Source organism: Kribbella sp. ALI-6-A (assembly GCF_001984195.1).
Lineage (GTDB): Bacteria > Actinomycetota > Actinomycetes > Propionibacteriales > Kribbellaceae > Kribbella.
Genome location: NZ_MTQN01000012.1, coordinates 1,151,092 through 1,173,906 on the forward strand (window position 1 = coordinate 1,151,092; position 22,815 = coordinate 1,173,906).

Consider the following 22,815-nt stretch of genomic DNA (forward strand, 5'->3'; position numbering starts at 1 on the left):
CATGTCTCCACGCCCGCACCGACCGCTGCCGCTGGCGACGCCGGCCGGAGTCGAGGTGCTGACCAAGATCCTCACCCAGGGCCCGATCCCGCGGGTCGAGATCGCGCGCCGGACCGGGCTGTCCCAGGCGGCGGTGACGAAGGCGGTCGCGCCGCTGATCGAGGCCGGGTTCGTCACCGACCAGCCGGTCGCCGGCCCGGACGAGCCCGTCGAGAGCCAGCTCGGGATCGGGCGGCCGGTCAGTCCGCTGACGGTCGTCGCTGACACCGTCTCGGTGATCGGGGTGAAGGTGACGCCGACCGACCTGATCGGCGTGACCACCGACCTCACCGCGGGGATCCGCGCCGTTCGGCACCATCAGCTGCCGGATCCTTCGGCGGAGACCGTGACGGAGAAGCTGGTCGCCCTGATTCGCGAGCTGATGGAGATCGTCGACGACCCGGCGAACCTGGTGGGGCCGCTGATCGGCATCGGTGTCGCCGTGTCGGGCGATGTCGACGCGGCGCACGGAGTGGTGCGTGACTCGCCGTTCATGGGATGGCGGGACGTGCCGCTCGCGGCCACGCTGACCGAGCAGCTCGAGGTACCGGTCGTGGTGACGAACGACGTCCGGGCGCTGACCGTCGCGGAGCACTGGTTCGGGGTCGGGGTGAACGCCGATTCCTTCGCGGTGGTGACGATCGGGTCCGGGGTCGGGTGCGGGCTCTACATCAACGGCGAGGTGGTGTCCGGTGCGCACGGGGTGTCCGGCGAGCTCGGGCATTTGCCGTTGGCCCCTGGTGAGCTGGTCTGCACGTGTGGGCGGCGGGGATGCGTGGAGACGGTCGCGTCGTCCGACGCGATCCTCGCGCGGACACGGGAGACGACGGGGCAGCCGGACCTGGATCTGTCCGGCGCGATCGAGCTGGCGCACGCTGGCGACGAGCACGCGCGCGAGGCGTTCGACCGGGCCGGTGGCGTGATCGGGTCGGCGCTCGCCGCGATGGTGAACCTGGTCGGGCCCGAGTTGGTCGTGATCGCGGGCGAGGGCGTCGCGGACTACGACCTGTACGAGCAGCGGATGCGCGAGGCCTTCGCCGCCCACGCGTTCGGTGCCGCGGGCGACTGCCAGCTGATGCTGCGCTCGCACACCTTCGACGACTGGGCGCGCGGCGCCGCGGCCACGGTCATTCGTTCTTATGTGCGTGGCGAACCACCTCTGCGGCGCTGAGCTGCAGAGGTGGTGCGATCGCCGGGCTCAGCTGCGGGCCGCGGCCAGGATCTTGCGCCAGACCTTCTTGTACGACTCCAGGCCGTCCTCGGCCAGCGGGCCGGTCGGGCCGGCGGTGATCGAGACGCGCTCGGGGATCGAACCCCAGACCGGGATGTCCTCCTCGGCGTACTGCTGCATGGTCTCCTGGTAGGCGCGCGTGTAGGTGCGCGCCGAGCAGATCACCAGGCCGACCGGCGTGCCCTCCGGCACCAGCTCGAGCACGGCCTTCACCCGGGGCGTCTCGACGCCGCCGACGCGGGTCGGGATGACCACGATCCGGGCCCGCTCCAGCGCCTTGTTGAGCAGGCGTTCGTGCGACGGCGGCATGTCCACCACACCGATGCCCTCCGGTGGCACCTTGTCCAGCGCCTTGGTCAGCAACCGCTCCGTCGGCGCCTCGGCGATCTCGATCCGGGCCAGGTGGTCGTCGTCCGACGTCTCGATCCAGTCCGCGGCACTACCCTGCGGATCGGCGTCGACGAGGGTGGCGGTCCGGCGGTTCGACGATGCCAGCGCGGCGAGGTACACCGACGTGGTTGTCTTGCCGACCCCGCCCTTCAGTGCAGCTGTCACGATGATCATGGAACCGACGCTACCCGGTTTCGTCCGATTTCCGGCGTGTCGTCGGCGTTGCCGAATCGCGTCGTGATAGTTGCCGACGGCGTCGAACTGGTTCAACGGCCCTTCAGCTCGGCCGGCCACCGGTCCAACCGGCAGGCGAAACCCGCTCGCACCTGTCGCCACCAGGCGGGAAGATGCTGAGGTGGAAGCAACCGACGAGTGGTACGCAGAGGGCAGGTACTACGCGTTGACCGTGTTCAGCGAAGTGTCGAAACGCGACGGGCTCGGAGTGGAGCTGGAAGACGTCGCGCCGGCGCCCGGACGAGGGCTCGCGATGGTGATCTTCCGCGACGACTCGACGGGTATTCCTGTCGTCAGCACCACGACGTACCTCGCGGTTCCCGGCGAGGTCGTCACCCGCTTCACCGAGTACGCCCTCCGGAGACTGCTGCCGGAGGACGTACCCGAGTAGTTCGCAGGACTACTTGCCGAGCCAGGCGTCGACCTTCGCGCGGTTGGCGTCGACCCACTTCTGGGCGGCGGCGTCCGGGGTCAGCTTGTCCTCGGCGATGTACTTGGCGACCTGGTTCTGGTCGTCGTTGGTCCAGCTGAAGTTCTTCACCAGCTCGTACGCCGGGCTGCCGGAGTCGGCGAACTTCTTGGACACGATCTTGTCCAGGTCGTAGGCCGGGTAGTCGCAGGCCACCTTCGCCGGGTCGGCGTCGCAGCCGGGGGTGTACTTCGGCAGGTCGACCTTGACCAGCTTCAGCTCGTTGAAGAACCACTGCGGCTCGTAGAAGTAGCCGATCACCGGCTTCTTGTTCTTCTCCGCGTCCCGGAACGCCTGGATCAGCGCGGTCTCGCTGCCGGCGTAGACCACCTTGAAGTTCAGCTTCAGGTTCTTCACCAGGGCCTCGTCGTTGGTGACGAACGACGGGTCGCCGTCGAGAAGCTGGCCCTTGCCGCCGGACTCGGAGGTCTTGAACAGCGAGGCGTACTTGTTCAGGTTCTTCCAGTCCTTGAGCTCCGGGTGCTGCGCGGCCAGCCACGGCGGCAGGTACCAGCCGATCACGCCCTTGTTGCCCGACGGGCCGACCACGACGGCGACCTTCTGCTGCTCGACGTACTTCTTCTTCAGGTCCTCGTGACCCCAGTTCTCCAGCACCGCGTCGACCTCACCGGTGCCGAAGCCCTGCCAGGAGATCTCTTCCTTGAGGTTCTTCTTGTTCACCGTGCAGCCGAGGTCCTTGGTCGCGACGTAGGCGACCACCGCGGCGTTCGCCTCGTAGCCGACCCACGGGCTGACGGCGAGGTTGAAGGTGCCGCACTCCTTACCGCCGGCAGCCGGCTTGTCCGCCTCGCCGACCTTCGCCCCGCCACAGGCGGTCAGGGCCAGCGCCAGCGCGCTCAGCACTCCGGCGGTCCGGAGCTTCTTCGTCACCACAGGTTGTCTCCTCTGACTGTTCCTCGGAACTTCCTCGTACGCCGCGTCATCCGCTGGGCCGTGGCCTGGGTGATCCGGTCGAGCATCACCCCGAGCAGCACGATCGCCAGCCCGGCCGCCAGGCCCTTGCCGTACAGCTCGCTCTGCGCGAAGCCGGCCGCCACGTCGTACCCCAGGGCGCCCGCGCCGACCAGGCCGCCGACGACGACCATCGACAGCACGTAGATCAGGCCCTGGTTGACCGCCAGCGTGATCGCCCGGCGGGCCACCGGCAGCTGGACCTTGCTGATCACCTGCCAGGTGCTCGAGCCGACCGAGTTCGCCGCCTCGACGGTTGCCGTCGGCACCGCACGGATGCCGTCGGCCACGATCTTCGTGGTTACCGGTACGGCGAACACGACCGCCGCCGCGATCGCGGTGAACCGGCTGGTCCCGAACAGGGCCAGGAACGGCACCAGGTACACGAACGGCGGCATCGTCTGCCCCGCGTCGAGCACCGGCCGGACCCACTGGTCGACCCGGCGGTTGCGTCCGGTCCAGACGCCGAGAACGATGCCAACGGCAACCACCACGACGGTGGCCAGCAGGGTCGAGGCGAGCGTGACCATCGCGTCGTGCCAGACCCCGGTCCCGACCAGGAGCACCAGACAGACCGCGGCGGGCAGCGCGGCCCGCCAGCCCCCGAGCACGAGTGCCAGCGCGACCACGACCGCGGTCACCAGCCACCAGGGCGACTCGGTGAGCAGCGCCTCGAGCGGATTGAGCACGCCGAGCGTCACCGCGTCGCGTACGCCGTACGTGAAACCGCCGAAAACGTCCTGGACCCAGGTCGTCGCGTCGGCGGTCGCGACGGCGATCGGGGAGCCGAGGTTCACACCGGTCGGGAACTCCGCGGCCCACAGATAGGTCCGGGAGAACCAGATCGCGACCAGTACGCCGACCGCCCCGGCGCCGAGCAGCACCTTGCGCCGCACGCTCGCGGTCCGCCACGGCCGGTCGCCCGCCGCGGTCGTCACGCGGTCGAGCACGATCGCCAGCACGACGATCGCGAGGCCGGCGTTGAACGCGACTCCGACGTCGAGCGTCTGCAGCGCCTTGAGCACGGTCTGGCCGAGGCCGGGCGCGTCGATCAGCGCGGCGACGGTGACCATCGACAGCGCGGCCATGATGGTCTGGTTGATGCCGACCACGACCGTGCTGCGCGACATCGGCAGCAGCACCTTGGCCAGGGTCTGGGCGCGGGTCGAGCCGAGCGACCGGGCCGCTTCGACGCTCTCGGCCGGCACCGAGCGGATCGCGTGGGCGGTCAGGCGGACGACGGGCGGCGCGGCGTAGATCAGCGTGGCGATGGTCGCCGCGGCCGGGCCGATCGCGAAGAACAGCGTCAGCGGCGCCAGGTACACGAAGGTCGGCAGCGTCTGCATCAGGTCGAGCACCAACGTGGCGACCTTGAAGAACCGGTCCGACAGCCCGGCCCAGATCCCCAGCGGGATCCCGGCCAGCAGCGCGAGCACGACGGCCGCGATCGTGAGCGAGAGCGTGTCCATGCTCTCCTGCCACAGCCCCTGCATCCCGATGAAGGTCAGCCCGGCGGCGGTCAGCAGCGCGACCTTCCAGTTACCGAAGGCCCACGCCAGGAACGCCGCGATCGCGACCACCCCGAGCCACCCGATCACCGGCACCGGCCGCCCGTACGACGGCTGGGCGATCCCGTTCTGGAGCAGGACGACGAGCTGGTCGACGACGACCCGGATCGCGTCCGAGACCGCGTTCCCGCTGCCGACGACGCCGGCCTGCTCGGTCAGCCAGCGGTGGAACGGCGTCGTGTCCTGCCCGCCGAGGGCCAGGGTGTGGACGCCGCGCAGCACGAACCAGAGCGCGAGCCAGACGACGAGCAGGCCGCCGACGAGCACGATCCGCCGCGGCTTGCGCACGTGGAGCTCCAGAGAGCCGGTGATGGAGGCCATTTCAGGACTGCGGAGAGGAAGAGGAACCGGTGGGGCCCGGGGCGAAGGCCGCGCCGGACGGAGCCGCGTCCGCGACGACGGCAAGGATCTCCTCGTCGCCGATCACACCGAGCAGCTGGCCTTCGGCGACGACCTTCACCGGGCGGTCCGACTCCAGCACCAGGCGCGTCGCCTCGCGCACCAGCACGTCGGGACCGAGCTCGGGCCCGTCGAGCTGCTCGCCGTCGCGCGGCGGCCGGACGATCCAGCGCAGCGTGAGCACGTCGGCCCGCGGGATGTCCCGGACGAACTCGCGCACGTAGTCGTCGGCCGGGGCGCCGACCAGCTCGTCGCCGGTGCCGAGCTGGACGGCGGCGCCGTCGCGCATCAGCAGGATCCGGTCGCCGAGCTTGAGCGCCTCGGACAGGTCGTGGGTGACGAACACCATCGTCTTGCCGACCTCGTGGTGCAGCCGGACGACCTCGGTCTGCATCTCGCGGCGGATCAGCGGGTCGAGCGCGGAGAACGGCTCGTCGAACAGCAGCACGTCGGGGTCTCCTGCCAGCGCCCGCGCCAGGCCGACCCGCTGCTGCATGCCACCGGACAGCTGCTCGGGGTACATGTTCTCGTTGCCGGACAGGCCGACCAGGTCGATGACTTCCTGGGCCCGGCGCTTGCGGTCGGGCTTGCTCTCGCCGCGCACCTCCAGCCCGTACGAGACGTTGTCGATCACCTTGCGGTGCGGCAGCAGGCCGAAGTGCTGGAAGACCATCGAGAACTTGCTCCGGCGCAGCGTGCGCAGCCGCTTCTCGTCGGCCGCCCGCAGGTCCTCGCCCTCGAAGATCAGCCGGCCCGCGGTCGGCTCGACCAGCCGGGTCAGGCAGCGGACCAGCGTCGACTTGCCGGAGCCGGACAGGCCCATCACGACGAACACCTCACCGGGCGCGACGTCGAAGCTGAGGTCGCGCACGGCCGCCGTACAGCCGGTGCGGTCGTAGAGGGTGGCCCGGTTGAGCTCGGCGAGCTCCGGACGGCGGGGGACGCGGCCGGCCTTCGGGCCGAACACCTTCCACAGGCCCTGGACCGACAGCAGTGCCTCTGACTCCTGTGGGTCGGGGTACTCGAGCTGAGCGGTCACAGTGATTCACCCTCGCATCCCCGGCGGCCGGGTTCGTCGTGAACCGCGACTTTATCGAATGCCCGAGTCCGCAGCGCCGGTCCGGGTGTCTGACCGCGCAAACATTCACCGGATCCTGACCAAACAGCGACCGGCCCACCCGCCCCCGGCGTACGGCGGACGGGCCGGGGCGCGGGTCACTTGGTGAAGGTCTTGACCTGGTTGTAGTTGCAGCTGACGATGCGGCGGTTGTCCGGGTTGCTGGCCCACTCGCCCTTGCAGAGGAAGCCCTCGAGCGTGACGTTCTCGGCGTACGCGTCGAGCGTGCAGTTCACCCCGCCGCCGCTGGCGCCGCCGTGATCCCAGCACGCCTGCCCGGTCGAGGCGCCCGGCCGGCGAACGAACAGCAGCACCGAGCGGTCGTCGACCTCCTGGTCGTCGACGTGCATCACGTTGCCGGTGTCGGTGTACGAGCCGACGCCGATGTTGTTGCCGGTACTGGTCTCCCACAGCCAGTTGACGTTGACGGCGCTGGCGCTGGTCGCGGTGACGGTGACCAGGGCGGCGGTGGCGGCCAGGCCGGCGGCGGCGCGGGCGAGCATTCGGGTCTTCATCGGCGTTCTCCTCACTGGGGGACCTCGGGGCGGGGTCCGCTGCGGGAAACGCTCGGCGCAAGCAGCCGACCGGCAAATACGTTGCAGGAACCTGCAACGCCGGTCAGCCCGGCTGGTACGGCGGCGCCTCGCCCCAGCCCCAGCGCGGGACCGGAGCCTTCGGCGGCGGGGTCGCGCCGGGCTGGGAGTTGGCCAGGGCGAGCCGCGTGCCCCACTCGACGTACGCGACGAAGGCCGAGCGGAACTCCGGATCGTCGGGCAGCCCCGCCTGATCGGCGCTGGCGGCGATGAGCGCCGCCCACCGCGCGCGCTGCTGCTCGGTCAGGCCGAGGTTCAGGTGGTGCGCGAGCATCGCGGGATACCCGCCGAGCTCGTCGGTGTAGGTGGTCGGGCCACCGAAGACCTCACCCAGCCAGAGCGCGACGTGCTCCCGGTGCCGCGGGCTCATGTGCGCGAAGACGGGCGCGAGCAGCTCGTCGTCGAGCACCCGGTCGTAGAACACCTCGGTCAACCGCCGGAACGCCTCGGCGCCGCCGGCCCACTCGTACAGCGTGGGGGTCGTCATGACGTAATCATGTAATCAATCGCGCGCATCCGGCAAGGCCTGCGCGATCGCGACCTGGACCGGATCGACCCGGCGCTCGCCGCCCTCGAGGTCCCAGAGCACGTTCTGCAGGATCCGGGCGAGGGTCCAGCCGACCGCCCGGTCCCGGTCAAGGGCCAGCGTGTCGGTCAGCAGCGCGAAGCGGCGGCGGATCGCCCGGGGCAGGTCGCCGGTGGCGACGAGGTCGGCCCAGCGGTTGTTGAGCGCGGGGAAGAGCTCGAAGCAGGGATCGCCGGCGAGCGGCTTCGGGTCGATCACCAGCCAGGGCGCGCGGTCGGCGGCGAGCACGTTGTCGTAGTGCAAGTCCCAGTGCAGCAGCCGGTCGCCCGACTCGGGCAGCAACTCGGTCAGGCGCGCGACGCACCGGCGTACGAGGGACTGTTCGTGCGGGTCGGCCAGCCGCGGAATCAGCGCGGGGGCCTCGTCGATCATCTCGGCGCCGATGTCGGCCAGGGTCCGGAGCTTCGGGGGCGCTTCGACGACGGCGAGGCGGCTGAGGAGCTCGGCGAGGATGCGGGTGGCCTCGACGTCGTCCGGGACGGCGCTCAGGGTCCGGGGCCGGAGTCGTTCGAGCAGGAGCGCGGCGTCGGGCTCGTGGTCGTCGAGCACGCGGACCACGTCGGCGTCGTTCCAGGTCCGCAGGCCGAGGGCTTCGGCAGCGTTCTCGTCGTTGCGCGGCTGGAGCTTGAGGATCGCGGGAACACCGTCGGCCCGGCGTACCGGGAGGACGAGGGAGGCGGCGCCGTGCATCGGGGTGCCGTCGACGGTGAGCTGCCAGCGGTCGAGATAGCGCGCCGCCATCTCGGGGAGAGTCCGCAGCCAGCGCAGCGCGTCCTCGTCGTCCGCGTAGGTCTCGTGCAGGGTCTGGGGGATCACGAAGTCGGCCATCGGTCTGCACAGTAGGTCGCCAGGGGTTTGTGTGCTTGGGTTTTCCCGTGAGCGGCGAACTGGCACGACGGCATCGCAAGGTCCAACTGGTCGTGGGGCTGATCTACCTCGGCATCCCGGCACTGACACTGGCCGTCAGTCTGTGGACCGCGTCCTGGACCGGGGCCGTGCTGCCGGCCGCGCTGCTGCTTCTCGGGGCCTTGCTGTTCACCCGGCAACGCTTCCGCCCCCAGCGCTGGCGGATGACCGGCGCCCTCTTCGGCGCGATCGCCGGTGTCTACCTGACGCTCGTCCCGGACAACTTCGGGCTGCTGTTCATCCTGCTGGCCCTGCTCGTCTCGTGGTGGATCGGCGCGGGCGTCGGCGTCGTTCTGGCCGCGTACGCCGAACGCACGCTGCTGGTGCCCGTCGACCCCGAGCTCGCCGGTACGCCGTACGAGCTGGCCTTCCGCCTGCGTGGCCTGTGGGGTACGACGCTCGTCCTCGGCAGCGAGTCGGTGAGCATCCACACCATCCCGCGCAAGCTGCGCGGCGCGAACCCCGAGGACCTGCGCCGCAGCTACCCGTTCACCAAGGTGACCGGTGTCCACGAGGTCTCGCTGACCGGCTCCGAGCGCCTGCGCTTCCCGATCCCTGTCACCGCGGTGCACACCGCCGGCCCGGCCGTCATCCTCCAGGCCGGGGGCGACGACTGGGTGCTGCCCACGAACCTCGCCCCCACTATCACTCAACTGCTCCAGCACCGCGTCGGCGACGCCGCGAGCTGACCCCACGGCCGGCGGTGCGGGACGCCCGTGAGGGTGGAGCTCAGCGAGCGGGCGGTGGCGCCGATTGCGGCGGTGGGGTTCAGCAGGCGGGCGGCCTCAGCGGCCGGCGGTCAGCCGCGGAGTTCGTCCGGGCGTTCCGGGGACGCGGCGGCCAGGGCCTCGCGGGCGGCGGCCGCCGTGAGGTCCGTGCCGTAGATCGGCGTACCGGGCTGCTGGCGCCAGGACTCGGCGAGCGGGCCGGCGTCGACCGGGTCGAAGCCCAGGTCGTCGACGAGCTGGAGGATCTTGGCCTTGCCTGCCGGGTCGTCGCCGGCGACCGGGAGTGCGATGCGGCCCGAGGTGCCGGCGGGCAGACCGTTCTCGAGCAGGTGCCGGGCCTGGATGTTGTTGAACGCCTTCACGACCGGACGGCCGAGTTGCCGCGCGACCCAGGCGCTCTCGGTCAGTCCGTCGTCCTCGATGGCGGCGATGCGGCCGTCGCGCTGGGGGTAGTAGTTGCCGGTGTCCACCACGACGACGTCGTCCGCCGCGTTCGCGAACAGGTTCGCGGGCAGCTGTGGGACGGCCTTCTCCGGAATCGTCACGACCACGATCTCCGCGTCCTGGACCGCCTCCTCGACCTTGACGGCCCTCGCGCCGGTCTCCTGTTCCAGGTCCCGCAGCGATTCCGGTCCGCGCGAGTTCGCCACCTTCACGTCGTGACCGAGCGCGGTCAGCCGCCGGGTCAGCGTGCCGCCGATGTTGCCGCTTCCGATGATGCCGATCTTCATGGGTAGTTGCTCCTCTCAACCACCACAACACCGGACCGGCCGCCGATCATCCAGCGCGCTGATCGGTCCAGCTCATCGCCAGCGCGAACCCGAGATCGTCGTACCGCGCACCCGGGAAGACGCTGACGTACAGCGCGCGGAACGCCGCCCGGCTGAGGTAGACGTCGCTGAGCAGGTGCTCCAGCCACGGCTTGCTGTGCCAGAACCGCAGCTCGAACCACGCGTCCCGCAGCCCGAGCCGCCGGACCGACGCCGGGAACCCGAGTTTGGCGCCGACCGTGTAGACCCAGCGCGGCGGCGTCGGGTAGCGGTCGGAGACGTTGTCGATCACCGCGACCGTGCCGCCCGGCCGGACCAGCGATTTCAGCTGCTCCAGTCCGGCCCGGTAGTCGGGCAGGTGGTGCATCATCGTGTGGCTGTAGACCAGGTCGAACCCGTCGTCGCCGATCTCGAACACGTCCCCGACCCGGTACTCGATGTTCGGCCGGGCCCGGCGCGTGCGGGCGATCTCGATCATCGGCGCGCTCAGGTCGACGCCGAGCACCTGCTGGAAGTCGTCCGCGAGCACCTCGGCCGCGTGTCCTGAGCCGCACCCGACGTCGATCGCGCGTTCGCCTTTCAGTCCGAGCCCTCGCAGCCAGGTCACGCCCTTGCCGGGCTGGAGACCGACGAACCGGTCGTAGTCCGCCGCGAACCTGTCGAACAAGGCCGGATCCACCGCTGCGCTCATACCCGTACGACGCGCGCCGGCCGGGACTTTGTTCGATCCCGCGCCGATCAGACCGGCGGACTGACCGCGGTACGCCGTACGCCGGGTCGTGGCAGAGCGCGAGGACGGCGACGAGGGCCGCGCGGCGACGACCGCCGCACAGCGGCTCAGTCGCCGGCGGCCGCGCGTTCCTGACGGGCGATCTCGGCCTTCTCGGCCTGCCAGCCGTCCTCGTTCTTGCCCAGGCGCCAGTACCCGGACAGCGACACCCGGTCGCGCGGCAGACCGCGCTCAGTGAACAGGTAGCGCCGCAACCGCAGCACGAACCCGGCCTCACCGTGCACGAAGGCGTGCACGTCGTCCGACGGGAAGTCGAGCGCCGTCACCGCCTCGACCAACTGGTCACCGCGGCCGCCGGTGGAGCCCGCGCGATGGAACCAGACCACGTCGACGTCGCCCGAGCCGCTGAACTTCTGCTGCTCCGACTCGTCCTCCACCTCGACGAAGACCTTCGCCTTCGCACCGGCCGGCAGTGCCTCCACCGCGGCGCCGATCGCGGGCAACGCGCTCTCGTCACCGACCAGCAGGTGCCAGCCGGCCGACTCGTCCGGCGCGTAGCCCCCACCCGGCCCGTTGAACCACAGCTTGTCGCCCGGCTGCGCCTTCGCGGCCCACGGCCCGGCGGTCCCCTCGTCACCGTGGTGGACGAAGTCGATGGTCAGCTCGCGGGCCGCCTCGTCCCAGGCGCGCACGGTGTAGGTCCGCATCGTCGGCCACTGCTCGGACGGGAACTGCTCGCGGACCACGCCCATGTCCAGCGGATCCGGGTACTCGACGCCCGGCTGGGGAAACAGCAGCTTCACGTACATGTCGGTCTTGCCGTTGCCGGTGAACTCGTCACAGCTCAGTACGACCCGGATCATGTGCGGCGTGATCCGCTCGGTCCGGCGGACGACGCCGAGCTTGGCGCGGCGACTTCGGGGGGCGGGGGTGCTCACGCGACCACGGTTCCTCTCGGGCGGAGTTAGGTATACCTAACTCACCATAGCCGACCCGGCAACCACCCGCGGATGCACCGGCGATCGGCCCGCTGTTCACCTGATCGTTGCCGGTGGCACGCTTGCGGCGACGATTCTGCCGGTATGGACCCGATCTTCGGTACGCCGCAGCGGCCCGCCATGCCGGTCACCCGGATCGACGCGGCCGGGCGTCCGATCTCGCTGGATCTGCGGCCGCCGGAGCGCAACACCGTGCTGTTCACCGGCGCACCGGGGATGGGCAAGAGTCTCGAGCTCGGCAAGGCCCAAGAGCTCGCGCGGCAGCAAGGATGGCCTTGTGTGCGGGTCGACGCCTCACCGCGGGAGCCGCTGGAAAACCGGTTCGTCCGGGCAGCCACTCGTGAACTCGGCGGGCTGCGAAAGCAGTACGGGTTCCTCGGGCTGCGGAAGCTGAAGAAGACGATCAAGGACCTGACCCAACGGGCCCGCAGCCAGCAGAACGGCGCGGAGGTGCGGGTCGGCGTCGCGCCGGTGCAAGTGGTCGCGAAGAAGCAGTGGGACGCGCCGGGGCGGGACGGGGTCGGTTCGACGCTCGACCAACTGGCGACCGAGCTCGGCGACCTGGCCGCGAAGAAACGGCATCCGGTGATGCTGATGGTCGACAACCTGGACGTCGCGTCAGAGCGCGACCTGGCCGCGCTGACCGAACTGTCGGCGCACCTCGAGCGCAGCGGGCAGCGGGTCTACCTGATCGCCGCGGGCAGCGAGATGGCGATGACGCGACTGATGACCGCGTCCGCCGGCCACTCCGGCGTCGCCACCGGCGTCACCAGCCGGTACGACGTCCGCGAGTGCGGCCCGCTCTCGTCCGACGAGCTGCGGCCGACCCTGACCGAGCCGTTGCGGCAGGCCGGGATCGCGCACCAGCCGGAGGCGATCGACGAGTTGCTGCACGCGGCGGGCGGTCATCCCGGCCGGCTGCGCGACCTGTCCGAGCGGGCGGTCGCGCTGATCGGGAACCGGCCGGACGGGCTCACCGCGGAGGTCTCCAAGGCGGCGATCGCCCAGGTCAACGCGGCGTCGCGGGTGGTCTACCAGGCCGAGTGGAGCTCCTGCTCCGCCGCGGAGAAGGACCTGCTGGCGAAGACGGCGAGCCGCGGTGCGCGCGGGCTGTCGATGCCGGCCGAGACCCAGGCGGCCGGTCCGGGGAACTGGCAGGAGGTCGACACCGCGCGGCAGTTGCTGGTCGCGCGGGGACTGGTCCGGGAGAACCCGAGCGGCAACCGGATCAGCATCGCGGACCCCGGGATGCGCGACTGGGTGGAGATCCGCGTCGGCCAGTCGGCCGCGCACGCCGGCGTCGCGCTGCCCGGTTCGGCGGCGCCGTCGATCACCCCGCAAGCCCGTGGCCGGCACGCCGAGGGTCCGCAGACGGCCACCCGTCAGGTCGGTCAGAGCACCTTCACAGTGAACCGGTAGCCGGTCAGGTGGCGAAGATCTGCGCCTCGTCGGCGAACGCCTTGAACTCCAGGGCGTTGCCGGCCGGGTCGAGCAGGAACATCGTCCACTGCTCACCGGGCTGACCCTCGAAGCGCAGGTACGGATCGATCACGAACGTCTTGCCCGCCGCCTTGAACCGGTCGGCCAGCGCGTGGAAGTCCGGAATCGACAGGATCAGCCCGAAGTGCGGCACCGGGACGTCGTGGCCGTCGACCGGGTTGTGGATGCCCTGCGAGCGGCCGGGGGCCAGATGGGTGACGAACTGGTGGCCGCGCAGGTTCCAGTCGATCCAGGTGTCGGAGGAGCGGCCACGGTCGCAGCCGATGACGGAGCCGTAGAACTCGGCTGCCGCGGCCAGGTCGTCGACCGGCATGGCCAGGTGGAAGCGAGGAAGGGTTTCGGTCATGCCTTCAACCTAAGGCCAGATCGAGGCGACCCACTCGGGGTGGTCGACGAACGGGTTGCGGTTGTGCTGCCAGTTGTCGAAGATCACCTGGTTGCGGCGCTTCTCGAACGCGTCCGGCGGGTCGGCCTGGCTCCACGCCTTCAGCACCGACAGCTTCCCGATGTACGGCGCGGAGCCGTTGTTCACCAGGTTGTTCGGCTCGAGGTCCGCGAAGCCGTCGCCGCCGTCGTACCGGACCGCCATGTAGAAGATCATTCGCGCGACGTCGCCGCGGACCGCCGCCCGCGGCGAGAACGAGTCGCCGTCCACCGCGCAGCCGGAGCACTCCGCGACCGTGCCGCCGCCGTTGTCGAAGTCCAGGTTGCCGCGGATGCCGTTCACCGACACGTCCTCCGGGCGCAGGTGGTGCACGTCGGTGCCGGGCCCGGTCGCGGTGCCGAAGTCGCCGTGCGACTTGGCCCAGACGTGCTCGCGGTTCCAGTCGTTCGGATCGCCACCGTTGCTGGTCTTGCTCTGCGAGCGACCGGAGTAGAGCAGGATCACGTTGTTCGGGTTGGCCGGGTCCTGGTCGGTGTCCTTCAGCGCGGTCCAGACCTGGTCGTAGCTCAGCTTCGTCTGGTTCGAGATGATCGTGTGCAGCGCCGACTTCAGCGCCGGACCGGTCTTGCCGATCGCGTTCGCGTAGTAGTCGGCCGGATCGCCGGGATCACCCGGATCCGCGCCACCCCCACCGCCGAACGCCGTCGCCCCGGTCAGCCCCGGGTGCGAGAAGTACGCCGACAGCGTGCCGGTCACCGTGATCTTCTGGCCGACCAGCCCCGGGTTCGTCCGCAGCCCGTACGACGCCCGGAAGCCGCTCGGAATCTGGACGTACAGCATGCTCGCCGTACTGGTCTGACCGGCGGAGTCCGCCAGCGCCAGGGCGTAGTCGTTCGGGAAGTTGCTGCGGACCACGGTGTTCGTGGCGGTCGGCTGGCCGACGACGTATCCCTCGACGGTGCCGGTGGAGCCGTTCTGCTGCTGCAGCGCGGCCGCGACGGTCAGAGTCGCGTTGGTCGCGGCCGGCGCCGGCGTCATGCCGAAGCCGAGCAGCGCGAGCAGTACGCCGATCAGCAGGACAGGGCGGGCGGAACGAAGAACTGTCACGGCGGGTCTCCCACGGGGCGGTGTGGAACGGCGTCGCAGCTCAGTCTGCCCCGCCGTACCGGTCGGTGAACGTCCCTGCGGGCGAAGTCTGGCGAGCCGTAGGGTGACCGCGACATTGCAGGAAGTTGCCTTCGAGCGGCGAGCGCCCCCGGAGTTCGGCAGACTGCAGGTCGAGCACCTTGCCCGATCATGTCTGGGGAACAGGAGCGATATGCGTTTGACGAGGAGATCGCTGTCGATGGCGATCGCCGCGGTGTCGGTCGGTGCCGGTGGGCTCGCGCTCACCGGTCAGCCGTCAGTGGCCCAGCCGCTCGACGTGGCCGACGCCACGGCACCCGCGGCGGAGGACCCCGCGCTGGCCGCCGCCCGCGCACAGAAGGAACAGGCAGCCGCCACGGCCCCCGACGGGCCGCAGACGGCGCAGGAGAAACAGTTCAGCCAGATCGACGACTACGCCACGAAGGCCGGCGGTCTGGGCGTCTACTACGACCAGGGCACCGGCAAGTACGTCGTCCGGATGCCCCGCACGGCCAAGGCCCAGGCGGCCCGGTCGGTGCGGATCGCCGGGGCCGAGACCACGGTCCAGCCGAGCCGCACCACCAAGGCCGAGCTGACCGCGATCCGTTCGGTGCTGGAGCGCCGGCAGTGGAAGGCCGAGGCGAAGAAGTACCGGTACGCCTTCTACTACGACGCGCAGCGCGACGCGATGTCGGTGACGACCAACGCGCCGGCCGCGACGATGCAGCCGCTGCAGGCCAAGTACGGACCGGTGCTGCAGGCCAAGTACGGCGACGTCGGCCGCGACTCGCGGCAGAGCGACCCGGCGCCGCACCGCGGTGGCGCGTCGATCACCAACGGCTCGTCGGTCTGCACCAGCGGTTTCACCATCACCTCGACGGCCCGCTACATGGTCACCGCCGGGCACTGCTTCTCGCTCGGCCAGCGGGTCTTCTCGACCGGTGGCCGGCAGCTGTGGGGCACCGTCCGGAACCGTCCGAGCTTCCCGTACTACGACTTCGAGGCGGTCGGCGGCGGGACCTACGGCTCGGTCATCTACCGCGGCGGCGCGACCGGGTCGACGATCCTGGTCAGCGGCGCCTCCGACCCCGCGGTCGGAGCCGCTTACTGCCGCAGCGGCCAGACGACGTACGAGCAGTGCTCGCAGGTCGTCACCAGCCTGCACGCCCAGTTCTGCGACGAGGCGGGCTGCACGGTCGAACTGATCGCCTACCGCGGACCGGCCGGCCAGGGTGGTGACTCCGGCGCACCGCTGTTCCAGTACGTCAACGGCACCGTGCAGATCCGTGGCATGCACATCGCCCACGCGGGTGACGATCAGTACGCCGAGCGGTGGACCACCATCCGGTCGGTGTTCAAGGCGAACATCGCGATCAAGTGATCACTTCAGCTCGACCGTCCAGGGTCCGCCCTGGGCCTCGATCGCCGGCTCCGGGCCTCCGTCGGTCGGGCTGAAGCTCTGCGTCGCGTAGAGCTGATAGCTGCCCGGCGCCAGCTTGTCCCCGGTCTGCGCCGCTGCTTGCGTGCAGCGGCGCAGACCGATCGTCGTGATCAGGGTCTTCGTCTCGCCGGGCTGCAGGGTCACCCGCACTCCCATCGACCGGCTCGGCAGCGGCGTCGCCACCACCTTGCCGTCCTGAGCCACCGAGACCTCCGGCCGCTCACTGGTGACCAGGTCCTTCAGCACCGTGTCCGTCCGGTTGGTCAGCCGGACCTCGACCGTGGCGAGGTCCGGCCTTCCGCTGACCGGCCGAACCCCCGGCGCCGCCGACAGCTCGATCGGGGTGTCGGTCCTCGGCTCACCACCAGCGGTTTCGCCACACGACCCGAGGGTCAGCCCGGTGGCCTGGCGAGATCCCGCGACAGGCGTGTCCTCACCCCCGAGATTCGGTACGACGGCCACCGCCGCGAGCGCGATCACCGCGGCCGTGCCCACGCTCGCGGCGCCCATCACCACGGCGTTGCGCCGGCGCCGGCCCTTGATCCGGCCGGCCACCCGCTGCTCGTCCAGGGCGACGGTCTCGCGGCCCTCGTCGGCCACCGCGCCGAGAAGATCCTTCAGGTCCTTCGACGTCATTGCACACTCTCCTCTGTCACGCCGAGCTGCGCGGCCAACCTGGATCTCGCATCGGCTAGATGACGTTTCACCGTGCCCTCGGCGCACCCGAGCTGGTCCGCGATCTCCGGGACCGTGAGGTCCTCGTAGTACCGCAGCACCACACAGGCGCGCTGCTTGGGTGACAGGTCGGACAGTGCCCGGCGGACCGCGTGCGTGGTGGCCAGGTCCTCGCCCTGCGGATCGGGCTCGACCAGCAGGTGCCTGGTCTCGCGCCACCGCTTCGCCCGCCGCCGGTCGTCGACGTACAGGTTCAGGATCGCGCGGCGCAGATAACCTTCGAGCTGCTCGATGTCACGGCCGACCCGGAGCCGGCCGAACACCCGCAGCAGCGCCTCCTGGACCAGGTCGGCGGCACTCGCCGCGTCACCGGTGAGCAGGTAGGCGTAGCCGCGCAACGCCGGGCCGCGGACCGCGACCAGTTCGTCGAACGTGCTCTTCCAGTCAGCCACCGGCACCGTCCTTCGGATTTCCCTGTCGCCAAGCTAGACGAGCAACGGAACCGGAGCGTTGGGGGCGGAACGGGGAGAAATTTCGGGGCGGCGGAGTTGAGTCGGTGGGGCGGGACAGCGCGATGGTCGGATGACCGCGCTGCTCCGCCCCACCTAGGTGTCCGGGCCCCCATCAAACCCCGGCTGCTACCGGGGTTTGCTTGCCCAGCCACCAGTGAGGCGCTACTGGCGGGCAGCACCTCACCGACCGGTGGGAGGAAGGAATCCGTGCCCTCCTCGGTGGGTGGCGTGGTGCGGACGCCGTAACGGACCGTACTCAGTCGGGAACGGAATGTCCATGGGTCCGGCGAGGCCGTCTCACGGTACTGACCATTAACTGTTTCAGCAGCTGATCGTGTCGGCGTGTGCCCTGCCCGCCGACCGGTACGACGCCACTCGCGCGGCCGCGGCCGACGGGCTGAGCACCTCGTTCTTGGCGTAGTACACCCAGTCGGCCGACTGCGCCCAGACGCTGGTGCCGCCGGAGTGGCCGGTCAGGTCGATGAACCACTGGTTGTAGTTCAGCGTCATCGCCTGCCGCGGGTAGACCGTACGGCCCGCGCTGTCGGTGGTGTGGTCGGCGACCAGCGCGCCGTCGACGTAGTACTTCACGTGCCCGTTGGCCACCGTCGCGACCAGGGTGTGCCAGCCGGCGTGGCTCTGCCGCCGGGCGGTGGTCGCCCGCCAGCCGTCGAACGGGTCGGCCTGGTAGGTGTTCCAGCTGGTGAAGAAGTTGGTCGCCGAGGTCTCGCCCCAGCCGCCGTTCGGCAGGTACTCGGAGATGTCGAGCTCGCTGTAGATCGGGTCCCAGTCGTAGCGCAGCGGCGAGATCGTGTAGAAGGTCTGGTTCACCGTGTCGCCGTCGTTGCCGCTGACCGGGGTGTCGCTGAACTTGAAGCGGGTCGCGTAGGTGCCCTCGAAGAACCGCTGCCGGTTCTGCTGCACCTGGGCGTGCGTCGTACCGGCGGCGGTGCCGTTGGTGGTCGCCCGGAGCTGGAGCGACTTCTGGCCGTCGACGACCGGGAAGCTGATGTTGCTCGCCGACCAGGTCGCACCGCCGACGCCGGGCCCGCCGGCCGACGTACGAATGCTCCAGTCGTGCGCGGTGAACGCCGGGTCGGTGCGGGAGCTGTAGCTGAAGTCGTCGAAGAAGGCTCCGCACGCGGCGACCTTCTTATCGGGCGCCGGCCGGGCCGACGCCGGTACGCCGGCGGTCGCGGCGGCACACGCCAGGACGGCGACGGCCGCGGTGGTCCGGAAGAGGCGGGATCGAGCCATGGTGAACACCTTTCTCGGGGCGGAGAGGGTGTGACCACTGGGTCACTCCTGGCAATCTGACGCGTTCCAGTGGTTAAGTCAAGACCTTGGCTAAACCGTGGAATCGCTCTCACTGGTCAGACCATTGGTAAGCTTCGTGTATGCGCCGGACCGAAGCACGCGACCAGCTGCTGGCCCTGATCGAGACCAGCGGGCCCGGTCAGGTGCTGCCGTCGGAGCGCAGCCTGAGCGAGTCCCTCGGCGTCTCCCGGCCGACATTGCGGGCGGCGCTGGACGATCTCGCCCGGGAGGGCGTCGTGGTCCGCGAGCACGGTCGCGGCACGTTCGTCAGCGCCCGGAAAATCCACCAGGAGCTCGAGCCGACCGAGACCGGCGACTTCGCCCTGCCGCCCGCCGAAGGCAGCCCCTGGCAGAGCCGTCTGATCTCCTTCGCCCTGGAACCGGCCGGCGCGCGGATGGGCCGGCGGCTGGAGGTCTCACCCGGCGCCGAGCTGATTTCCGTCGTCCGCCTCCGCCTCGTCGACGGCCTGCCGATGTGCGTCGAGCGGATCCACCTCCCCGCCGCCCTGGTCCCCGGCATCACCGGCCGGGACTTCGAGACCGGCTCGTTCTACGCCCTGCTCCGCGACCGGTACGGCGTCGCCCCGAAGGACGCCGTCCAGGTCACCGAGCCGACCGTCACCGACCACCAGGAGTCCACCCAGCTCGACGTACCGCTGCACTCGCCGGCCCTGCTGATCGAGCGCACCACGCGGACGGCGGACCGCGCGGTGATCGAGTACACCCGCTCGGTCTACCGCGGCGACCGCTACCGGATCACGACGAAGCTGACCTTTCCGGACTGAAATCATCGGCCTCTCACCGACATAAGAGGGGCATGACGCAGAACAGACACGCTCCACCGGAGGGAGACCGGCTGAAGCGGTTCGAGGGCATGTTCTCGGACTGCTACGACCGCCTCGTCGCCTACTACCTCAGGCGGGCCGGCAACCGCGCCGACGTCGACGACCTGGTCGCCGAGACCTTCCTGGTCGCGTGGCGGCGGCTGGACGACGTACCGGCCGGTCCCGACGCGCTGCCGTGGCTGTACGCCGTCGCCCGCCACACCCTGGCCAACCACCGCCGCCGCGAGAACCGGCGAGCGGCGTTGACCGAGCAGTTGCGGTCGGCTCCGGCCGTCCGCCAGTACGCGACCGGTCCGGAAGCCGCCGCGCTGACCGCCGCGGCCTGGGACGAACTGCCGGAAGCCGACCGCGAGCTGCTGTCCCTGATCGCGTGGGAAGGCCTGGCGGTGGACCAGGTGGCGATCGCCCTCGACTGCTCCCGCAACGCCGTCCGGATCCGCCTGCACCGGGCCCCGCCGCCGCTTCGAGCGGTTGCTCAGAGCGGAGGAGCCGGCGCTCACCCCATCCCTCGGCGCCGCTCACGAAGGAGAACCGGCATGACCGACAAGACGCTGGACAGGATCCGGGCACTCGACCCGGTCACGTGTGACGACCTCCGCTCGGCGACCTCGAACCGCGAGCAGGCCTGGCAGGACCTGCTCGCCCGGACTGCGCACGAACCCACCGCCGCGGCGTCGCCTGAGGCTTTCGCCGGGGCAGCCGCGCAGCCGGCTCGCGGCGAGTGGACGCGGAGCGGACACCGGCTGCGGCGTACGGTGACGCGCCGGGTGATACCGGCGCTGGTGGCGGCGAGCTTGATCGGCGGGATCGCGATCACGGCGTACGAGCGCTCCGGCAACTCGCGGACCGAGGCGCTCGGTCCGGCACTGGCGTTCGCGGACAACGGCAGCAGGGTGACCATCACGATCGTCGATCTGCAGGCGGACGCCGACCGGTTCAACCGCGAACTCCAGGAGCACCGACTCAAGTTCAAGCTGGCACTTCAGCCCGTCACGCCGTCGATCGCCGGGCAGATCACGGCGGAGTTCGGCGGCGACGAGAACGAGCCGGGTGACCTGACGGTGGGCGAGACGCCGGCGGGCTGCGAAGTCGGCGGTCCGGCGCCCTGCCACGTCACGATCTCGGTCGCCAAGGACTACCGCGGCGAGGGCGAGCTTGTGATCGGCCGCCCGCTCCGGCCGGGGGAAGAGGCGATGAGCCACGCCGACCTCGGCGCCAAGGGCGAGCCGCTGGCGGGCGTTCGCTACCAGGGACAGCAGGTCGGGCAGGTGCGGGAGCTGCTGCGGCAGCGCGGGCTGACCGTTCGCGAGTACGAGGTGAGTTCCGCCGATCGCAACGAGACCCGTGCGACGGTCCCGGACCAGTGGATCGTCCGTGGGGGCATGTTGGTCACCGACACCGAGACCCGGTTGATCGTCGGTCCGAAGTAGGCCAGACCGCAGGGCCGGTACGTCGCTCACGGCGTACCGGCCCTTCGTACTGGCTAGCCCTTGACGGCTCCCGCCGCCACGCCCGCCGTGACCCGGCCCTGCAGAACCAGGAAGATCAGCAGCACCGGCAGCATGAACAGCGTCGCCGCCGCCATCGTGGCGCCCCAGTCGGTGCCGAAGGTGTTGCTGAACGACGAGAGCCAGACCGGCAGCGTGCGCTGGTCCTGGTTCTTGATGATCAGCAGGTTCGCGAAGGCGAACTCGTTCCACGCGGTGATGAAACCGAACAGCGACGTCGACAGCAGGCCCGGCGCGAGCAGCGGGAAGACGATCCGCCGGAACGCCTGGAACTGGTTGCAGCCGTCGACCTGCGCGGCTTCCTCGAGCTCGATCGGGATCGCCTTCAGGAACCCGCGCAGCGTCACGATCGTGAACGGCAGCGTGACCATGAAGTAGATCAGCGTCAGCATGGTCAGCTTGTCGAGCATGTCGGTGTCGCGGGCGATCACGTACATCGGGATCAGCAGCGCCTCCCACGGCGTCATCTGGGCGATGAACACCATCAGGATGAACGCCTGCCGGCCGCGCCACTTCATCCGCGCCACCGCGTACGCCGCCAGACAGGCGACCACGAGCGAGAGCAGCACCGCCGTCACCGCGACCAGCGCGCTGTTGCGCCAGAACAGCCAGAACCCGTCGGCGTTCACCGCCGTACCGAAGTGCGCGAAGGTGATGTTGGTCGGGAAGAACGACGGCGTCTCGGCCTGGATGTCCTTGGTCGGCTTGAACGCCGTCAGCACCATCCAGTAGACCGGGAACACCGAGAAGGCGAACACGATCAGGGCCAGCGTGTTGAGCGAGAGCTTCCTCCCGAGTGAGGTCCTCACAGCTCACCCTCCTCCTTGAACATCTGCCGGAAGTAGGCCAGCAGCGCGACCGCGAGGATCAGCACGGTCACCATCGAGATCGCGGCGCCCAGGTCGTAGCGGTTCAGCGACTGGGCCACCTGGTAGGCGTAGACCGGCAGGGTCAGCGTCGCGTTGCCCGGGCCGCCCTGGCTGATCGCCCAGATCTGCACGAAGCACTTGAACACCCAGATCACCTCCAGGCAGAAGATCAGCCCGAACATCGGCCGCAGGATCGGGAAGGTGATCAGCGTGAACGTCTTCACCCCGCCGGCGCCGTCGATCTGGGCCGACTCGTGCAACTCCTTCGGCACGGTCGTCATCGCGGCGTACAGGGTCAGCGCCGCGAACGGCACCGACTGCCAGACGATCAGCACGACGATGATCGCGAACGTCGAGGTGCCGTTGGCGAACCAGGCGTACCCGTCGAACTGCTCGAAGCCGAGCGCCACCAGGACCCAGTTCACCACCCCGAGCTGGGACTGGAACAGCCACTGGAAGACCGTGGTCGCGGCGATCACCGGGATCGCCCAGGCGACCACCAGGCCGCCCATCACGGCCAGCCGCATTCCCTTGCCCAAGGCACCGATCAGCAGCGCGACCAGGGTGGCCAGCACCATGATCAGCGTGACGTTGATCGCGGTGAAGACGAAGGTGCGCAGCACCACCGACCAGAACATCCGGTCGGACAGGATCTGCCGGTAGTTGTCGAACCCGACGAAATCGGCACCGCCCCGGATCAGCTGGGCGATGCCGAACTTCTGGAACGAGATGACCAGGTTGCGGATCAGCGGATAGACCAGCAGGTACGCCGTACCGAGCACGGTCGGCGCGATCAGCAGGTACGGCAGCAGCCGGACCGGCAGCGCGGGCCCCCGCCGCCCCGCGGCCGGCGGACCGGCGTGCGGGGCGACAGGGGTCTCGGGTGTTTCGACGTGGGTGACGGCCAC

Annotated in this window: 24 protein-coding genes; 7 read left to right on the plus strand and 17 right to left on the minus strand. The window is 70.2% G+C overall.

Annotated elements, in window-relative coordinates:
* The first annotated feature begins 1 nt into the window (after window position 1).
* On the plus strand, window positions 2-1,210 hold the full coding sequence (locus BWI15_RS31965; protein WP_077018239.1) for an ROK family transcriptional regulator: 1,209 nt from the start codon (window positions 2-4) through the stop codon (window positions 1,208-1,210).
* Window positions 1,211-1,237: 27 nt separating this feature from the next.
* Here BWI15_RS31965 and BWI15_RS31970 read toward each other — a convergent pair whose 3' ends face one another.
* Window positions 1,238-1,834 carry a ParA family protein gene (locus BWI15_RS31970; RefSeq protein WP_077018240.1) on the minus strand — a complete coding sequence of 199 codons (597 nt, stop codon included), beginning with the start codon at window positions 1,832-1,834 and terminating at the stop codon, window positions 1,238-1,240.
* Between the two features lie 181 nt (window positions 1,835-2,015).
* Between BWI15_RS31970 and BWI15_RS31975 the strand changes: the two genes are divergently transcribed.
* Entirely contained in the window at window positions 2,016-2,285 is a 270-nt protein-coding gene (locus BWI15_RS31975; RefSeq protein WP_077018241.1) for a hypothetical protein, read from the plus strand.
* A gap of 9 nt (window positions 2,286-2,294) precedes the next feature.
* On the opposite strand, the gene BWI15_RS31980 is transcribed toward BWI15_RS31975, so the two are convergent.
* The 6 genes from BWI15_RS31980 to BWI15_RS32005 all read right to left on the minus strand — a co-directional run bounded on the left by BWI15_RS31980 (window position 2,295) and on the right by BWI15_RS32005 (window position 8,426).
* Window positions 2,295-3,254 (minus strand): ABC transporter substrate-binding protein, encoded by a 960-nt coding sequence (locus BWI15_RS31980; protein WP_077019438.1) that lies wholly within the window; start codon window positions 3,252-3,254, stop codon window positions 2,295-2,297.
* Entirely contained in the window at window positions 3,251-5,191 is a 1,941-nt protein-coding gene (locus BWI15_RS31985) for an ABC transporter permease subunit (protein WP_237771547.1), read from the minus strand. Before BWI15_RS31985 ends, BWI15_RS31980 begins: the two co-directional genes overlap by 4 nt.
* A 34-nt stretch (window positions 5,192-5,225) precedes the next feature.
* Window positions 5,226-6,341 (minus strand): quaternary amine ABC transporter ATP-binding protein, encoded by a 1,116-nt coding sequence (locus tag BWI15_RS31990; protein ID WP_083751133.1) that lies wholly within the window; start codon window positions 6,339-6,341, stop codon window positions 5,226-5,228.
* A gap of 176 nt (window positions 6,342-6,517) precedes the next feature.
* Window positions 6,518-6,934, minus strand: a complete 417-nt coding sequence (locus BWI15_RS31995; protein ID WP_077018244.1) for a hypothetical protein — start codon at window positions 6,932-6,934, stop codon at window positions 6,518-6,520.
* Window positions 6,935-7,037: 103 nt separating this feature from the next.
* Window positions 7,038-7,499: a group II truncated hemoglobin gene (locus BWI15_RS32000; protein ID WP_077018245.1), complete on the minus strand. Its 462-nt coding sequence runs from the start codon at window positions 7,497-7,499 to the stop codon at window positions 7,038-7,040.
* Window positions 7,500-7,514: 15 nt separating this feature from the next.
* Window positions 7,515-8,426 (minus strand): aminoglycoside phosphotransferase family protein, encoded by a 912-nt coding sequence (locus BWI15_RS32005; RefSeq protein ID WP_077018246.1) that lies wholly within the window; start codon window positions 8,424-8,426, stop codon window positions 7,515-7,517.
* A 47-nt stretch (window positions 8,427-8,473) separates the two neighbouring features.
* On the opposite strand from BWI15_RS32005, the gene BWI15_RS32010 reads away from it, so the two are divergent.
* Window positions 8,474-9,193: a hypothetical protein gene (locus BWI15_RS32010; RefSeq protein WP_077018247.1), complete on the plus strand. Its 720-nt coding sequence runs from the start codon at window positions 8,474-8,476 to the stop codon at window positions 9,191-9,193.
* A 110-nt stretch (window positions 9,194-9,303) separates the two neighbouring features.
* Here the strand turns inward: BWI15_RS32010 and BWI15_RS32015 are convergent, their stop codons facing one another.
* The 3 genes from BWI15_RS32015 to BWI15_RS32025 form a co-directional block, all read right to left on the minus strand.
* A complete protein-coding gene (locus tag BWI15_RS32015) occupies window positions 9,304-9,963 on the minus strand; it encodes an NADPH-dependent F420 reductase (protein WP_077018248.1) in 660 nt (219 codons plus the stop codon).
* Window positions 9,964-10,009: 46 nt separating this feature from the next.
* Window positions 10,010-10,693, minus strand: a complete 684-nt coding sequence (locus BWI15_RS32020; protein ID WP_077018249.1) for a class I SAM-dependent methyltransferase — start codon at window positions 10,691-10,693, stop codon at window positions 10,010-10,012.
* 146 nt (window positions 10,694-10,839) lie between these two features.
* Window positions 10,840-11,670 (minus strand): siderophore-interacting protein, encoded by an 831-nt coding sequence (locus BWI15_RS32025; RefSeq protein ID WP_077018250.1) that lies wholly within the window; start codon window positions 11,668-11,670, stop codon window positions 10,840-10,842.
* A gap of 144 nt (window positions 11,671-11,814) precedes the next feature.
* On the opposite strand from BWI15_RS32025, the gene BWI15_RS32030 reads away from it, so the two are divergent.
* Window positions 11,815-13,149, plus strand: coding sequence for an ATP-binding protein (locus tag BWI15_RS32030; RefSeq protein WP_077018251.1), 1,335 nt, complete (start codon window positions 11,815-11,817; stop codon window positions 13,147-13,149).
* A 4-nt stretch (window positions 13,150-13,153) separates the two neighbouring features.
* Here the strand turns inward: BWI15_RS32030 and BWI15_RS32035 are convergent, their stop codons facing one another.
* Entirely contained in the window at window positions 13,154-13,576 is a 423-nt protein-coding gene (locus tag BWI15_RS32035; RefSeq protein ID WP_077018252.1) for a VOC family protein, read from the minus strand.
* A 9-nt stretch (window positions 13,577-13,585) separates the two neighbouring features.
* The gene (locus tag BWI15_RS32040; protein WP_237771548.1) at window positions 13,586-14,722 is read right to left on the minus strand and encodes an endonuclease; all 1,137 of its coding nucleotides are present in this window, start codon (window positions 14,720-14,722) and stop codon (window positions 13,586-13,588) included.
* Between the two features lie 238 nt (window positions 14,723-14,960).
* Here BWI15_RS32040 and BWI15_RS32045 point away from each other — a divergent pair, with 238 nt between their 5' ends.
* On the plus strand, window positions 14,961-16,121 hold the full coding sequence (locus tag BWI15_RS32045) for a hypothetical protein (RefSeq protein WP_077018253.1): 1,161 nt from the start codon (window positions 14,961-14,963) through the stop codon (window positions 16,119-16,121).
* Here BWI15_RS32045 and BWI15_RS32050 read toward each other — a convergent pair whose 3' ends face one another.
* The 3 genes from BWI15_RS32050 to BWI15_RS32060 form a co-directional block, all read right to left on the minus strand.
* The gene (locus BWI15_RS32050; protein ID WP_077018254.1) at window positions 16,122-16,817 is read right to left on the minus strand and encodes a hypothetical protein; all 696 of its coding nucleotides are present in this window, start codon (window positions 16,815-16,817) and stop codon (window positions 16,122-16,124) included. It abuts the gene before it with no gap.
* On the minus strand, window positions 16,814-17,308 hold the full coding sequence (locus tag BWI15_RS32055; RefSeq protein WP_077018255.1) for an RNA polymerase sigma factor: 495 nt from the start codon (window positions 17,306-17,308) through the stop codon (window positions 16,814-16,816). Before BWI15_RS32055 ends, BWI15_RS32050 begins: the two co-directional genes overlap by 4 nt.
* 381 nt (window positions 17,309-17,689) lie before the next feature.
* Window positions 17,690-18,625 (minus strand): glycoside hydrolase family 16 protein, encoded by a 936-nt coding sequence (locus BWI15_RS32060; RefSeq protein ID WP_077018256.1) that lies wholly within the window; start codon window positions 18,623-18,625, stop codon window positions 17,690-17,692.
* A 140-nt stretch (window positions 18,626-18,765) separates the two neighbouring features.
* On the opposite strand from BWI15_RS32060, the gene BWI15_RS32065 reads away from it, so the two are divergent.
* Both BWI15_RS32065 and BWI15_RS39085 read left to right on the plus strand, forming a co-directional pair.
* Window positions 18,766-19,470: a GntR family transcriptional regulator gene (locus BWI15_RS32065; RefSeq protein WP_077018257.1), complete on the plus strand. Its 705-nt coding sequence runs from the start codon at window positions 18,766-18,768 to the stop codon at window positions 19,468-19,470.
* 32 nt (window positions 19,471-19,502) lie between these two features.
* Window positions 19,503-20,960, plus strand: coding sequence for an RNA polymerase sigma factor (locus BWI15_RS39085; protein ID WP_077018258.1), 1,458 nt, complete (start codon window positions 19,503-19,505; stop codon window positions 20,958-20,960).
* A gap of 53 nt (window positions 20,961-21,013) precedes the next feature.
* On the opposite strand, the gene BWI15_RS32075 is transcribed toward BWI15_RS39085, so the two are convergent.
* Both BWI15_RS32075 and BWI15_RS32080 read right to left on the minus strand, forming a co-directional pair.
* Window positions 21,014-21,847, minus strand: a complete 834-nt coding sequence (locus BWI15_RS32075; protein WP_077018259.1) for a carbohydrate ABC transporter permease — start codon at window positions 21,845-21,847, stop codon at window positions 21,014-21,016.
* On the minus strand, window positions 21,844-22,815 hold the full coding sequence (locus tag BWI15_RS32080) for a carbohydrate ABC transporter permease (protein WP_202817780.1): 972 nt from the start codon (window positions 22,813-22,815) through the stop codon (window positions 21,844-21,846). The genes BWI15_RS32075 and BWI15_RS32080 overlap by 4 nt, the downstream gene beginning before the upstream one ends.

Coding starts and splice junctions, on each gene's coding strand:
- BWI15_RS31965 (WP_077018239.1), top strand. CDS start 2: ATGTCTCCACGCCCGCACCGACCGCTGCCGCTGGCGACGCCGGCCGGA.
- BWI15_RS31970 (WP_077018240.1), bottom strand. CDS start 1,834: ATGATCATCGTGACAGCTGCACTGAAGGGCGGGGTCGGCAAGACAACC.
- BWI15_RS31995 (WP_077018244.1), bottom strand. CDS start 6,934: ATGAAGACCCGAATGCTCGCCCGCGCCGCCGCCGGCCTGGCCGCCACC.
- BWI15_RS32000 (WP_077018245.1), bottom strand. CDS start 7,499: ATGACGACCCCCACGCTGTACGAGTGGGCCGGCGGCGCCGAGGCGTTC.
- BWI15_RS32005 (WP_077018246.1), bottom strand. CDS start 8,426: ATGGCCGACTTCGTGATCCCCCAGACCCTGCACGAGACCTACGCGGAC.
- BWI15_RS32015 (WP_077018248.1), bottom strand. CDS start 9,963: ATGAAGATCGGCATCATCGGAAGCGGCAACATCGGCGGCACGCTGACC.
- BWI15_RS32020 (WP_077018249.1), bottom strand. CDS start 10,693: ATGAGCGCAGCGGTGGATCCGGCCTTGTTCGACAGGTTCGCGGCGGAC.
- BWI15_RS32030 (WP_077018251.1), top strand. CDS start 11,815: ATGGACCCGATCTTCGGTACGCCGCAGCGGCCCGCCATGCCGGTCACC.
- BWI15_RS32035 (WP_077018252.1), bottom strand. CDS start 13,576: ATGACCGAAACCCTTCCTCGCTTCCACCTGGCCATGCCGGTCGACGAC.
- BWI15_RS32045 (WP_077018253.1), top strand. CDS start 14,961: ATGGCGATCGCCGCGGTGTCGGTCGGTGCCGGTGGGCTCGCGCTCACC.
- BWI15_RS32050 (WP_077018254.1), bottom strand. CDS start 16,817: ATGACGTCGAAGGACCTGAAGGATCTTCTCGGCGCGGTGGCCGACGAG.
- BWI15_RS32060 (WP_077018256.1), bottom strand. CDS start 18,625: ATGGCTCGATCCCGCCTCTTCCGGACCACCGCGGCCGTCGCCGTCCTG.
- BWI15_RS32065 (WP_077018257.1), top strand. CDS start 18,766: ATGCGCCGGACCGAAGCACGCGACCAGCTGCTGGCCCTGATCGAGACC.
- BWI15_RS39085 (WP_077018258.1), top strand. CDS start 19,503: ATGACGCAGAACAGACACGCTCCACCGGAGGGAGACCGGCTGAAGCGG.